Here is a 12,181-nt window from a genome sequence, read left to right on the forward strand (position 1 = left end):
GCCTCGTGTTTCTATCGTCAACATCCGTCAGGATTACCGCCGCCTTCGTGGCGATTGCGATCCTGTGCCTGTTTGCGGCGGATCTGGCGATCACCACCATCAATCCCTGGCAGGACCTGGCCGCCCTCTTTCTCGGCATGGTCACGCCGGATTTCTTCTCCCTGGAACACATCGGCACCGCGCTCCTGAGAACGCTGGCGTTCGCCTTCACCGGGGTGGCACTGGGCAGCATCAGCGGCTTCCTGCTCGCCCTGGTGTTCCGGTTCCGGGCGGTACGCATGTTCTGCGCCTTTATCCGCGCCCTCCACGAGCTGTTCTGGGCGCTGATCTTCCTGCAGTTCTTCGGCTTCCATCCGCTGACCGGCGTGCTGGCGATCGCCATTCCCTACGCCGGGATCTTCGCCAAGGTCTATTCCGAGATTCTGGACGAAACCGATCCCACGCCGGAGCGCGTGCTGTCCCGTAAGGTGGATGTACTGTCGTCGTTTCTCTACGCGCGCATTCCGGACGCTCTGCCGCACCTGATCACCTACACCTCCTATCGACTGGAATGCGGCCTGCGCTCCAGTGCCGTGCTCGGGTTCGTGGGGCTGCCGACACTGGGCTATTACCTGGAATCGTCCTTTTCCCAGGGCTACTACTCCGAAGTGGGCGCCCTGCTCCTGTTGTTCTACGTGCTGATCGCTACCCTGCGGGTCTGGGCCCGGCCGCGGCTGATTCCGCTCTACGTGATCGCCGCCCCGTTCTTTCTGGGCGACGGGCTGCCCATCGTCTGGGGTAATGTGGTGCGGTTCTTTACCCAGGACATCGTCCCGTCTCCGATAAAGGACGGCGAAGGGCTGCCGGGCTTGTGGCACTGGCTGTCGGATCTTGCGGTCAACCAGGCGATGCCCGGCATCTGGAATACCCTGGTGCTGACGCAGATTGCCCTGGTGCTGACCGGCCTGGTGACGCTGATGGCCTTTCCACTGATTTCCCGCCATTTTGGCGGTCCGACCCGGCGGGGGCTCGGCCATGTCGTGCTGGTCATTGCCCGTTCGACGCCGGAGTACGTGATCGCGTATATCCTGCTTCAACTCTGGGGACCGTCCATGCTGCCGGCGATCGTCGCCCTGGCGCTGCATAACGGCGGCATCATCGGCCACCTGATCGGTCGTCGCAGCAACGAGATTACATTGCGCCCGGATGCCCCCAAGGGCATCGAACGCTATGGCTACGAACTGCTGCCGCGGCTCTACAGCCCGTTCCTGGCCTTCCTGTTCTACCGCTGGGAAATCATCATGCGGGAAACCGCCATTCTGGGCATTCTGGGGATTTACACACTGGGCTTCTTTGTCGACAGCGCCATCCAGAACATCCAGTTCGACAAGGCCATGGTGCTGATCCTGGTCACGGCCTTCCTTAACATTGGCGTCGATGCCATTTCCCGCCGGGTGCGTGCCCGCCTGAAACTCAAGGTTTCCATGACCTGCGAAGGGCACTGAATCGCCTTTTGCGAAAGATTTTGCACTCCTTCACGTCTTTGACCTGATATTTGGCAGTAACATTTAGTTACAATCCGGGCTCAACACCACCGACCAGCACGACAGGGATCGTATGACGGGATTAATCGTATCGGGTGTGGAAATCAGTCTGGCTGTCCTGCTGGCGCTGATGGCCTATCGCATGTACACGCTGGCGCGTCTGCGGCCTTTTCGTTCGACGTCGGCGTTCACGCCGGCGTCCGTTGAACTGGCTTCAGCCGGGGCCTCCTTTCCAGCCGCCGAGGCCACCCGGGATGCCTACCAGCGAGTGGCCGTCGGGCAGACCCGCAATCGCGTGCGCGCCAACGACCTGGTGACGCAACTGCACATCTTCTCGTCGATCCAGCTCACGGACGTGCGCCATCACGGACTCACCCTGCGCGACGCTGCGCCCACACTGAAATCGCTGGCCGTCGCCTATTTCTATGGTGCGGCCTGCGGTCTGGCGTTTGGTCACGTGAAGGAACGGGAAAAGATTCTGGAAGCGGCCATCAAGGTCATCCAGCACGCGCTGGACATCGGGGATATCGTGATTGAGCAGATGCTGTCGGATCTGACCACCAGCAGCAGTCTGCTGCATTGCTATCGGAATGGGCTGGAGGGCGCGGAACACTGGCAAGAGCGCCGGTTTGTGCCTGAAACGCAGTCTCTCTATGCCTCACTGACGGCGAATGCCCTCCTCTGATCCGTTCAGACAATCAGAATCAGGGGCCGGCCCGGCCAACCGGGCCTTTTGCAGCAACCCAGTCCGTGCCCAGATTCAGCGGCGCAATATCCGGATCGGCTCCTTCCGGAATCCCCCACACCACCGGCCGGGTCAGACTGCCGTCTTCCTGCCGGGTCATGCTGTCCAGATCCACCGATTGAACGAGGTAATGGGTCTCACCGACGATCACCTGACTGCGGTGCGTCAGGCCGAAAATAAAGCGGCAATAATCCAGTTTGAGTTGCATCAGGTCCTGCTCGGCCTTATTGATCTTGCGCAGGAGAACCTTGTGTACACTGTCGGCGTAGTCCATAGCATCATCCGTGAAGCGAGAAAATAAGAGCGGTATCGCTTTCACACGATTTTAACATGTCCGGCTCTCGACAGCGCCTGCCGTGTAGGCCTGGAGGTGATGGAATTCACGTTCTTTCGGTATAGAGCCCAGGGAAGCCTGTAGCGTAGGTTGGGCTGGCGATAAAGACAGTGTTTATTGGGCGGATACCACGTTATGAAACACCGCAACCTTTGACATCGCGACATCGGAACCGCCCTGCCGCAAAGCCACCTGCCAGGTCATTTCGGGATCCACACTGCAAACCGGCGCCTGACCTTGCCCCCGAAACTGGCCAGGTTCACCGGTCGGCGTCAGCACCATTGGGAAGGTCCCCATCTCCATGGAATAACCGCTCAGCACGGCCATCAACCGCTCAGATGAGGCGACGCTATCCGGCGCAGACAGCGTCAGTGTAAGGGTTGGAGGTGTGGTCTTCCCGGACCGGCTCAGGCTCATCTGCCAGTCGCCTGCCTCATTTCGCCACTGGCAGGCGCCATCATCCAGGTTGCAGATTTCGGCCGACGTCTTGGCCGCCTCATCGGTGGACCGCAGGTAACGCGGCCCAAGCACCAGCAGGGCAACCAGCCCGACGATCAATACGACAACAGACAATCCGCGCAGCAAACCCGTTCCTCCCGATCAAGCGAGCCTGCATTCTCCGGGAAAACGAGTGGCAATGCCATGCTGCGCCTGCGGCGGATCACGTCATGCGCTGGGTGACGGCCTTGAAGCGGGTCAGAACGCTTTCGATCCGGCTCAGGGATTCGGCCACACCGCCTTTCTGGCTATCGACAAACTCCAGGCCAAAGATTGTCCCGCTGTCGCCAACCCGGGAATTGCGCACGACGGCCTGGGCCTGCTCCACCGTGATATCGCCCACTTCAGTGTTCAGGCGCAGACTGAACTGGATTTTCTCGCCTTCGCGAAACTCATGGTCGCCGACAATCGCCATACCGAGTTTGTTGAAGTCGCTGACGTCGACATCAATCCAGCGATTGGAAAACAGATTCCGCCGCACTTTCACGCGCGCATCCATCTGGATAAAAGGTAAGCGTTCCCGCCGCCGTCGTTCCTGCATCAAGTCTCTCCGCTTGTCGATACGCCGTTGTGGTCTTGTTAAAGCCATTTGAAGTTATTGTTTTCCATGACTTTATCAAATTAACCCGGTAGAAGGCGGTGCTGGATCACAGTTTGCAAGGCGGGTTAGACGAGTTTTTGGCGTTGATTTTGACAAAATGCCAACGGCATCTCGTCAAAGAGAGCGGTGCCGGGTGATGCGGAACGTGTCGGTGATGGATTCGCCGTTCCAGACGTATCGCAGGTGCGGCCCCTGCCAGGGTAATCCCATGGTTCTCGGGCGGAACGCTGCCACGCATTCGCCCCCGGCATGGCGCACGCTGGGATACAGCAGGCCGTGGCTGCCGGCCGCCCGGCGTTGGGCGGCGAACCCCTGGCATTGAGGATAGCTCTCCAGATCAGGCTGCTGGAGGCTGACATAGGTTTCCGGGCGAATATCGTCCAGCGGCAGCACGACGCGGCTGATGTAGCAGCGCATGGTCAGTTCCATCGGCGGGTCCTGCGTGGCTCGCAGAAACCGCTCGCGGTGAAAGACCGTCTCCCGGATGGCCGTTTCCAGGGAGCTGGCGGCGTAGTAGACGCCGAAATGGCCGTCGGTAAACCGACTGGCAGCGCCAATATGGGTGAAGGCCGCCATCAGGGGCGTCGAGCCGGCCCCGAAGACGCGATCCTCCGCTGCAACGCGTTCAATGTCGCCCGTCAAATCCCGCAGCCGGTCGTTGGTCAGACCCTCGATCTCGGCGGCCATGTCGTATTCGTCCTGGGACAGCACCGATTCGAAAATCTCGATCGGCGGAAAATGCGACGGCACGATCCGATGGGCTTCCCAGCCGGGAATGCAGGTCTCCGGTTCGGGCCATGCCGTCATTTACCAACCCCGCTGCGCGTCGAGATAGCGGCGGGTTTCCGCCAGGTGCATCATGCTGCCACGGGTCATGAAAGCCAGCGCGGAAACCCCGTTGAACGGCAGCGCGGCGTTGGGCGCCTTGATCCAGCGTGCAGCCAGCTCCCGCGTGGGGTAGAGAATCTGCAGGGCTTTGTAGATCCCCATGATGTAACTGATCCGCTCCAACAGATCCCGGTTCAGGCGTTGCGCCGGCAGACGGGCGTAATTGTTAAGCGTGGAGCGCGCAATCTCCCCCAGCAGTTTCTGGCGTTCCGCCTGGGTGCAACCCCACTCCGCGGTGATGTTAAAAAACGCCTTCAGGGCAACCTGCCCACGCCGTTCTTCGCCGTGGAGGTCGGTGGCGGTTGAAGTATCCGGTTGTGTCATCGCGCTTGCTCCCGTGGGCACCCGGCCCATTGCTGATTCCAGTCTATTCTTCTGTGCTCTTCCTGTCCATAATTGTACATAGGTTCCATTAGTTGCCATATCCGGACAAATGCAGTGTACGTAAATTCCACGACAACCCATGACCTGAATCACCGAAAACAGCGGGATTCGGCGTGATTTATGGAGAATCGGGTCATGCCCGACGGCCCTGCTTTCGTATAAAATGCTCGTTTGCCCGAACGGGCACCCGATCGAATCGAACCGCTGGGAGCCTCTTTCCCGAATCGGCCAGACAGGAGCGCGCGTGCATCCCGACATCTCTGTCAAAAACCTCTACAAAACGTATGCCTCCGGGCATCAGGCCCTCAAGGACATCAACCTCGATATCCGCCGGGGTGAGATCTTCGCCCTGCTGGGCCCCAACGGCGCCGGCAAGACCACGCTGATCAGCATCATCTGTGGCATCGTCAATCACACCAGCGGTACCGTGCTGGCGGATGGTCATAACATCGCCTCGGACTACCGCGCCGCCCGCACCAAGATCGGCCTGGTCCCCCAGGAGCTGAACACCGACGCCTTCGAAACCGTGTGGGACACCGTCAGCTTCAGCCGCGGCCTGTTCGGCAAGGCACCGAACCCGGCGCACATCGAGAAAGTGCTCAAATCCCTGTCGCTCTGGGACAAACGGGACTCCCGCATCATGGCCCTGTCCGGTGGCATGAAGCGGCGGGTAATGATCGCCAAGGCCCTCTCCCACGAACCGCAAATCCTGTTCCTGGACGAACCCACCGCCGGCGTCGACGTCGAGCTGCGCCGGGACATGTGGGAACTGGTCCGCCGCCTGCGGGAAAACGGCGTCACCATCATCCTCACCACGCACTACATCGAGGAAGCCGAGGAAATGGCCGATCGCATCGGCGTCATCAGCCAGGGCGAACTGATCCTGGTGGAAGACAAGCACACGCTGATGCAGCAACTCGGCAAGAAAGAGCTGCGTCTGCACCTGCAGGCACCGCTGGAGAGCGTCCCGGAATCCCTGTCCGACCTGCAGCTGGAGCTGTCCGACGACGGCACCGAGCTGGTCTACACCTTTGACACCAGCGAAGAGCGCACGGGCATCGCCACCCTGCTCCGTCGTCTGGCCGAACAGGGTGTCGACTTCAAGGACCTCCGAACCCGGGAAAGCTCCCTGGAAGAGATTTTCGTCAACCTGGTCAAGGCGAAGGTATGAACGTTTACGGAATCCGCGCAATCTACAAATTCGAAATGGCGCGCATGTGGCGAACGCTGATGCAGAGCGTGCTGTCGCCGGTCATCTCCACCTCGCTCTACTTCGTGGTGTTTGGCTCCGCCATCGGTTCCCGCATGGGCGACATTGACGGGGTCAGCTACGGCGCCTTCATTATCCCCGGCCTGATCATGCTCTCGCTGCTGATGCAGAGCATTTCCAACGCCTCGTTCGGCATCTACATGCCCAAGTTCTCCGGCACCATCTACGAGGTGCTGTCCGCGCCTGTGTCTTTCGTGGAAGTGGTGATTGGCTACGTGGGCGCCGCGGCGACCAAGTCGACCATCCTCGGCCTGATCATCCTGCTGACCGCGCGTCTGTTCGTGGATTACTCCATCGACCACCCGGTCTGGATGTTCCTGTTCCTGGTGCTGACGGCCATCACCTTCAGCCTGTTTGGCTTCATCATCGGGATCTGGGCGGACACCTTCGAGAAGCTGCAGATCGTCCCGCTGATGATCGTCACGCCGCTGGTGTTCCTGGGCGGCACCTTCTACTCCATCAGCATGCTGCCGCCAATCTGGCAGACCATCACCCTGTTCAATCCGGTGGTGTACCTGATCAGCGGTTTCCGCTGGGCGTTCTACGGCATCTCGGATGTGAACGTACTCCTGTGCGCCGGCATGACGTTCCTGTTCATGGTCATCTGCCTGGTAATCATCGCCATGATCTTCAAAACCGGCTATCGACTCAGAAGCTGATGCGCCGCCGAGCTCTTTTCACCGCCACGGCCATCGTGGCGGTTGTCACCGGTCTACAGGCCTGTCGGACGCCAACAGAGGCGGCGACAAAACTCGATCAGGCTCAACTCTGCATCGAATCCGATACCGGCCAGAAACCGGTGACGGCCGAATTGGCGGTCACCGATACCCAACGTAGCAAGGGGCTGATGGGCCGCGAATCCCTGCCGCCGGACCACGGCATGATGTTCGTCTATCAGGCATCGCGCCCGCCGGAAGCCACCTTCTGGATGTACCGCACGTTCATCCCGCTGGACATCGCCTACATCAGCGAGGCCGGTGAAATCCGCGCGATTCGCAAGATGCTCCCCTGCGCTGCCGACGATCCCGATCGTTGCCCGCAGTATCCGGCTGGCGTCACCTACACCACCGCCCTGGAAATGCCGCAGGGTTTCTTCCGCACCAACGGCATTCGCGTGGGCCATCGCGTCGAAGTCCTGGACGCTCCAAGGGCTCATTGCCCGCAACCGGACGCCTGAATCCCCGATTAACCGAAGAACAACGCACGCATCAGGCGCCCGGGCAACAACGTGAACAGCCCGGCGCCGATCAATCCAAATACGAACAGCGACGTCATAATGCGCCCGTGCTGCCGGTAGCGCCCCTTCCAGAGCGTGACCAATGCGCCCCAAAGACCGAACAGCGTCAGTAATGACAGCAGGTGGATCGGACTCCAGGGACCCAGCATCCGGATCTGGTGAATAAAGAACGACGATATCGCCACCACAAACATCGCCGCCACCCAGATCGCTCCCAGGCCCCGATGCCAGCGCGTTCCTTTCCTGCCAACCAGTTGCAAGCCGCCAAGAATCAGCGCCATGACCGCTGACGCAACATGGACCTGTATGACCATGGAAGCATTCAAAAGCAGGTTAAGGTTCATTTCCGGTGCGCCTCCCGTCGCGGCTGCCCCATGCAACTTATTGCATAATGCGACACCTCCAGCTTTGTATGCAACAATATGCATAAGACAGCGTCGGAGATTGAATGTGGCATTGCGATACGCGCTCATGGCGGCTCTCCACGAGGCACCGGCAACGGGCTATGAACTGACCCAGCGTTTCCGCTCTCGATTGGCCAATGTCTGGAACGCCAGTCACCAGCAGGTGTACCGGGAACTGGGGCGGCTGCTTGAGCAAAACAAGCTACTGGTGGAAACCGTTGAGCAATCGGACAGACCGGACAAGAAGCGCTACCACCTTACCCTGTCCGGCCGGAAAGACCTTCAGGAATGGCTCAGCAAACCGCAGTCCCGCCCGCCGGTCCGAGACCCGCTGCTGGTCAAGCTGTTTGCGGGAGATTTGCTGTCCAGTGACGCACTGAAGAGGGATCTTGAAAAAACCAAGCAGGACTGGCTGGCGCAGCTTGGCTACTTTCGCAGCATCGAACACACTTACTTCCGACAACCGGAAAACCTGTCCCGGCACTACCGGTTGCAGTACATGGCCCTGCGCCACGGCGTGACCCAGATAACAGCCGGGCTGGAGTGGATCAAGGAACTGGAGGCAACGCTGGCCGATCTTGATAAAACGCCGTAGCGCAGGGTGCTATTCAGGGTTTGCGGAATCCTCTCCCGTGACGCCCGCCGGTCCGCCCAAAACCTGAATCACCGGCGTAGGCCAGAATTCCCGAACCGCCCTCCCCTCGTGCAGGCGTTTCAGCACCTCATAACTGGTTCGCCCCATCGCCTCGAAATCGATCGAGACAAAGCCCTGAATCAGTCCCTCGTCCAGAAGTGAATAGTCCTGCGGCCGAAGCCCGCCGGTGGCCAGAACAAAGAGCTTGCTCCGGGATCGGAGCTCGTCACGGAATGGCAGCAACGCCTCCCGCAAACGATTGTAATCCAGCAGCGGCCAAGCCCCGACCGACACAATCGCATCCGAATGCTCATAGGTGTACGCGGTAAACACCTGCGTGATGGCCCGGCTTTTGTCATCGGCGTTGTACCAGGGGCATCGCCCGGTTTCCGTCCAGCCGTTCTCCCCGGTCAGCAGTCCCGGATCGTCCGGCTTGGGATCCCCCGTCAACGCCTGCCGCACCCCCATCAGGCGCTCATTCAGGTTGGTGTCGAACGGGCTGGCGGACATCAGGCACAAGGTGCCCTCATCCATAAACCGATTCACAATCCCGCCCAACTGCTGACCGATCACCCGGTTGTCCGGCCCGACATAGGCGCTGCGCAGGAAATGCAGATCCTCCGGCAAGTCGGAATCAAAGGTAATCAGGGGAATGTTTCGCTTGGTGACCTGCTTCAGACTCTGCCGCGCCAGGTACGCGCCGTTGGTGACCGACAACGCAATGCCATCCACGTCCTGCTTGAGCAGCCGCCGAATGGCCAGATCCTGGCTTCGAAAATGCGCCGCCCCTTCAGGACCGACGTGAAGGCAGTGATTCCCATCCTCCGAGGCGGCCGCCTCACAGCCGCGAGCGGCTGCAATGAAGTTGGCGTCATGAAGACTCTTGCTGACCAGGGCAAACGTCAGCCCCTGACCATAAGCGGTCGGAATCGCGAAAAGGAAAACGAAAAGAAGTGACTCAGTGACTCGCCTGCGGAAATCCATATCCAACCCCGCTGGTGCAGGAATGTGGCCACGTGCCTGTGGTCTACGGCTGCTCTGGGAAACAGTATAGCGGACGGCCCAAGGTTCGCAGGAAACAGGCGTAAAATGACAGGCGTTTTGGGGTGCCCCGGGGCGGAATCAAACCGCCAACATCTGATGGTCAAGAGACTTAAAATCTCCAGTGCCCATCATCTCAGACGAACACATGAGGCAAAGGGTTAGGTGCTAAACCGACAACATGGCTGGATCAGAACCCAGCCTTGGGCGTTTTTGTCCCAACTTGCCATCCCGCCGGCAAAACCATAGTATTCCGCGCTCCTTAGAAGGATCTAAGGACACACTGGACAAGGAAGCAGTCATTATGTCCTACGAGCTCTACGTAACGGGCGGCTATGGCTTTACCGAAACCATACTGCCCAGGTTGTTGTATCCATCTAATGCCGTGGATGTCGCCCGGGATTACTTTACCCGGGGCTACCAGGGCCACCATATCGATTTGCCTCCGGATGCGGATTTTTCGCAAAGCGGCAACCTGACCGACACCCAGAAACGAAAGCTGCTGGACGACCTGCAGGACGGGCGTCTTGTGCTCGCCAGCCGTTATGGGCCCGGGTTTGAACTGTTCACGGAGTCCGAGGCAAGCCCCGACCTGCTGCGCAGCGACTTGCCACCAGCACTTCGGCATCGTCTCCAACAACACTGGGCAACCGGAGCGCGTGGTGCGTTTGCCCGCTCCGACTCCCTGGCACCGGCCGTCGAGCCCGCTAATCCTGCCCCAGAACCTCCCGTCGCGGAAACACCTTCGCCGGGATCCGGCCCTTACCACGTCAAGTTGGCCTACCGCTGGCCCGACGGCACCGGCGTGGCGAATCTTCCATTCACCCTCAGTACCGACCAAGAGACTGTCAAAGGCACCCTGGATGCCCATGGCGAGGCCCAGATCCAGGGACTGAATGGGCGATTCGCCACCGTTCGCCTGAGTTCGGATGCCTCCGATGGTGATGTCAGCCAGCAACGCCGGGGCATCCAGGCTGCCCTGGAAGGACTGCTCAAGCAGGAAAGAAAAGAGGCCGAAGACCTCACCCGGGAATACGAGCAACTGCCTTGGTATCGGCGCGGGCTGGTTAGCGTTGGTGCTGTATCCCAAGGGTTTTCAGATGCAGGGATGGGGCTTATCCGATTTGTGGCCGGCGTGTCCGATCTGTCCTCCCCCACCCAAGCCATGCTGGATGGCCTGAAGTCCGCATGGGCGGCCAGTGAGGGAAGCTCGGATGAACACTGGTTCGAGTCCTATCAGGCGAACTATGAAGAGGCCCGCCACCGACGCTGGGTTGAGGATTTGGGGTTCGACCCTTCGGACATCTCCCGAGAAGATATTGCTGACGCCTACGACCTCGCCAACCTGGTGATGGCGGATCCCGAACTCCGGCAAAGCGTCACCGATTTTGCGGCCGACTACGCCGCCATACAGCACCATACCGAAGTCAGTTACTTCACCGGGGCGGTGGCTTTTGACGTGATACTCACTGCCATACTGGCGGTTGCCACAGGCGGTGTTGGTGCGGCCGGCGCCGCCGGTACTCAAATCCGCCATGCGGGCCGGCTTACCCATTTGGGCAAAACCGTTAAAGCGTTTGGCAAGGCCGTTCGCAAACAGCGTCTGAGGCGTATCTGGCGTGATGCTGACCTGAACAGTCAAACTGTCCTTGAGGATACGGCTCCGAGTCGGGTTGATGGGCTTGAACTGAAGGCAACGGACAGTGTTCCGGATACTACGAAGCTCAAACCAAAGCAAGGCACTTTGAGGGGGGAGCCAGAGCTTCCCCATCCTAATGCTAATGCCGACATGGTGCGATCACTAACAAGGCAAAATGAATCAGCCGAGTTATTGGCTAATAGAGGTTTGGATGTAACACACCTACCAAATTCTGGCAGAAAAGGTGGCAATCCGGATTTGGATATTGGCGGTAGGTCTGCTGATGTTTACTCTCCAAAGTCGAAAAACCCGAATACTATATGGGATAATATGACTCATAAGGTTGAACATCAGGCACCGGATATTGTACTCAACCTCACAGATTCTCCACTAGTGCCTGCTGATATGCTGAAATTCTTGCAAGAGAAGCCTGTCGATGGGTTGGAAAATCTCTATTTGATCAAAGATGAAGAAGTACTTCTAATTAGGTATTAAATTATGTCGATGACTTTAAATCTAGAAGCTGCGGAAGGTCTAAGATTGGACGATGTTATTCAAGCTCTTGGTTCGGTTGCAGGCTCGGAAATCACCAATAAAGATAATTCGCTGGAAGCATACTTCCCCAACTCGAATGTCTCAATATCAGTTAAATCTAATTTGAGCGATCCAAGTGTTCTGACAGAAGCATTGGAAGGTGTTGATTGGAAAGTGGGTTTGCGAATCTACTTTGATATTGATCCCTCGCGTTCCAATGCAATGGATGAGATAAAGGAATTTGTGCGCGCGTTGTCAAACCTGACTCCATTTCCGTTCGCACTTTCATTTGAATACGAAACCCTGTATGCAAAACGTGATGAGAACGGATTGGAGCTAAGTAGTGAATTTTAATATCAGTTAATTGTTCTGAAAAATTGCGCTGAGAGTCGCATCGGATTACCCGCTCAACGACGGGATTGGCTGACGAGGGCTTTCAGGAATCATTA

15 protein-coding genes are annotated in these 12,181 nt (G+C 58.6%); 8 read left to right on the top strand and 7 right to left on the bottom strand.

The features are described 5' to 3' along the window. The first annotated feature begins 5 nt into the window (after nucleotides 1-5). Nucleotides 6-1,484 (top strand): PhnE/PtxC family ABC transporter permease, encoded by a 1,479-nt coding sequence (locus J3364_RS02055; protein WP_349556289.1) that lies wholly within the window; start codon nucleotides 6-8, stop codon nucleotides 1,482-1,484. Between the two features lie 112 nt (nucleotides 1,485-1,596). Next, the gene (locus J3364_RS02060) at nucleotides 1,597-2,208 is read left to right on the top strand and encodes a hypothetical protein (RefSeq protein WP_349556291.1); all 612 of its coding nucleotides are present in this window, start codon (nucleotides 1,597-1,599) and stop codon (nucleotides 2,206-2,208) included. A 19-nt stretch (nucleotides 2,209-2,227) separates the two neighbouring features. Here J3364_RS02060 and J3364_RS02065 read toward each other — a convergent pair whose 3' ends face one another. The 5 genes from J3364_RS02065 to J3364_RS02085 form a co-directional block, all read right to left on the bottom strand. Then, a complete protein-coding gene (locus J3364_RS02065) occupies nucleotides 2,228-2,542 on the bottom strand; it encodes a hypothetical protein (RefSeq protein ID WP_349556293.1) in 315 nt (104 codons plus the stop codon). A gap of 174 nt (nucleotides 2,543-2,716) precedes the next feature. Next, entirely contained in the window at nucleotides 2,717-3,187 is a 471-nt protein-coding gene (locus J3364_RS02070) for a hypothetical protein (protein ID WP_349556295.1), read from the bottom strand. A 76-nt stretch (nucleotides 3,188-3,263) separates the two neighbouring features. Beyond that, nucleotides 3,264-3,641: a PilZ domain-containing protein gene (locus tag J3364_RS02075; protein WP_349556297.1), complete on the bottom strand. Its 378-nt coding sequence runs from the start codon at nucleotides 3,639-3,641 to the stop codon at nucleotides 3,264-3,266. A 174-nt stretch (nucleotides 3,642-3,815) separates the two neighbouring features. Beyond that, nucleotides 3,816-4,508, bottom strand: coding sequence for an RES family NAD+ phosphorylase (locus tag J3364_RS02080; RefSeq protein WP_349556299.1), 693 nt, complete (start codon nucleotides 4,506-4,508; stop codon nucleotides 3,816-3,818). Beyond that, a complete protein-coding gene (locus J3364_RS02085) occupies nucleotides 4,509-4,913 on the bottom strand; it encodes an MbcA/ParS/Xre antitoxin family protein (protein WP_203140999.1) in 405 nt (134 codons plus the stop codon). It abuts the gene before it with no gap. A 304-nt stretch (nucleotides 4,914-5,217) separates the two neighbouring features. On the opposite strand from J3364_RS02085, the gene J3364_RS02090 reads away from it, so the two are divergent. Genes J3364_RS02090 through J3364_RS02100 form a run of 3 tightly spaced genes read left to right on the top strand, consistent with a single transcriptional unit; the run spans nucleotide 5,218 to nucleotide 7,420 of the window. Beyond that, on the top strand, nucleotides 5,218-6,144 hold the full coding sequence (locus J3364_RS02090; protein WP_349556302.1) for an ABC transporter ATP-binding protein: 927 nt from the start codon (nucleotides 5,218-5,220) through the stop codon (nucleotides 6,142-6,144). Continuing rightward, complete coding sequence (locus J3364_RS02095) at nucleotides 6,141-6,902, top strand: ABC transporter permease (protein WP_123634503.1); 762 nt, start codon at nucleotides 6,141-6,143, stop codon at nucleotides 6,900-6,902. The genes J3364_RS02090 and J3364_RS02095 overlap by 4 nt, the downstream gene beginning before the upstream one ends. Then, nucleotides 6,902-7,420, top strand: coding sequence for a DUF192 domain-containing protein (locus J3364_RS02100; RefSeq protein ID WP_349556304.1), 519 nt, complete (start codon nucleotides 6,902-6,904; stop codon nucleotides 7,418-7,420). The genes J3364_RS02095 and J3364_RS02100 overlap by 1 nt, the downstream gene beginning before the upstream one ends. An 8-nt stretch (nucleotides 7,421-7,428) precedes the next feature. On the opposite strand, the gene J3364_RS02105 is transcribed toward J3364_RS02100, so the two are convergent. Then, nucleotides 7,429-7,953, bottom strand: coding sequence for a DUF2306 domain-containing protein (locus J3364_RS02105; protein WP_349556306.1), 525 nt, complete (start codon nucleotides 7,951-7,953; stop codon nucleotides 7,429-7,431). On the opposite strand from J3364_RS02105, the gene J3364_RS02110 reads away from it, so the two are divergent. Continuing rightward, nucleotides 7,931-8,479: a PadR family transcriptional regulator gene (locus J3364_RS02110; RefSeq protein WP_349556308.1), complete on the top strand. Its 549-nt coding sequence runs from the start codon at nucleotides 7,931-7,933 to the stop codon at nucleotides 8,477-8,479. The genes J3364_RS02105 and J3364_RS02110 overlap by 23 nt on opposite strands. 9 nt (nucleotides 8,480-8,488) lie before the next feature. On the opposite strand, the gene J3364_RS02115 is transcribed toward J3364_RS02110, so the two are convergent. Further along, entirely contained in the window at nucleotides 8,489-9,502 is a 1,014-nt protein-coding gene (locus tag J3364_RS02115) for a substrate-binding domain-containing protein (protein ID WP_349556310.1), read from the bottom strand. 361 nt (nucleotides 9,503-9,863) lie between these two features. Between J3364_RS02115 and J3364_RS02120 the strand changes: the two genes are divergently transcribed. After that, nucleotides 9,864-11,693 carry a CdiA C-terminal domain-containing protein gene (locus J3364_RS02120; protein ID WP_349556312.1) on the top strand — a complete coding sequence of 610 codons (1,830 nt, stop codon included), beginning with the start codon at nucleotides 9,864-9,866 and terminating at the stop codon, nucleotides 11,691-11,693. Nucleotides 11,694-11,696: 3 nt separating this feature from the next. Next, on the top strand, nucleotides 11,697-12,086 hold the full coding sequence (locus tag J3364_RS02125; RefSeq protein WP_349556314.1) for a hypothetical protein: 390 nt from the start codon (nucleotides 11,697-11,699) through the stop codon (nucleotides 12,084-12,086). Nucleotides 12,087-12,181 lie beyond the last annotated feature (95 nt).

Source organism: Marinobacter sp. NFXS9 (assembly GCF_040148665.1).
GTDB lineage: Bacteria > Pseudomonadota > Gammaproteobacteria > Pseudomonadales > Oleiphilaceae > Marinobacter_A > Marinobacter_A mangrovi.

What these genes read in the sequence shown, in the direction of transcription:
- J3364_RS02060 (WP_349556291.1), top strand. Translation starts at nt 1,597, where the DNA reads ATGACGGGATTAATCGTATCGGGTGTGGAAATCAGTCTGGCTGTCCTG.
- J3364_RS02065 (WP_349556293.1), bottom strand. Translation starts at nt 2,542, where the DNA reads ATGGACTACGCCGACAGTGTACACAAGGTTCTCCTGCGCAAGATCAAT.
- J3364_RS02075 (WP_349556297.1), bottom strand. Translation starts at nt 3,641, where the DNA reads ATGCAGGAACGACGGCGGCGGGAACGCTTACCTTTTATCCAGATGGAT.
- J3364_RS02080 (WP_349556299.1), bottom strand. Translation starts at nt 4,508, where the DNA reads ATGACGGCATGGCCCGAACCGGAGACCTGCATTCCCGGCTGGGAAGCC.
- J3364_RS02085 (WP_203140999.1), bottom strand. Translation starts at nt 4,913, where the DNA reads ATGACACAACCGGATACTTCAACCGCCACCGACCTCCACGGCGAAGAA.
- J3364_RS02095 (WP_123634503.1), top strand. Translation starts at nt 6,141, where the DNA reads ATGAACGTTTACGGAATCCGCGCAATCTACAAATTCGAAATGGCGCGC.
- J3364_RS02100 (WP_349556304.1), top strand. Translation starts at nt 6,902, where the DNA reads ATGCGCCGCCGAGCTCTTTTCACCGCCACGGCCATCGTGGCGGTTGTC.
- J3364_RS02105 (WP_349556306.1), bottom strand. Translation starts at nt 7,953, where the DNA reads ATGAGCGCGTATCGCAATGCCACATTCAATCTCCGACGCTGTCTTATG.
- J3364_RS02115 (WP_349556310.1), bottom strand. Translation starts at nt 9,502, where the DNA reads ATGGATTTCCGCAGGCGAGTCACTGAGTCACTTCTTTTCGTTTTCCTT.
- J3364_RS02120 (WP_349556312.1), top strand. Translation starts at nt 9,864, where the DNA reads ATGTCCTACGAGCTCTACGTAACGGGCGGCTATGGCTTTACCGAAACC.
- J3364_RS02125 (WP_349556314.1), top strand. Translation starts at nt 11,697, where the DNA reads ATGTCGATGACTTTAAATCTAGAAGCTGCGGAAGGTCTAAGATTGGAC.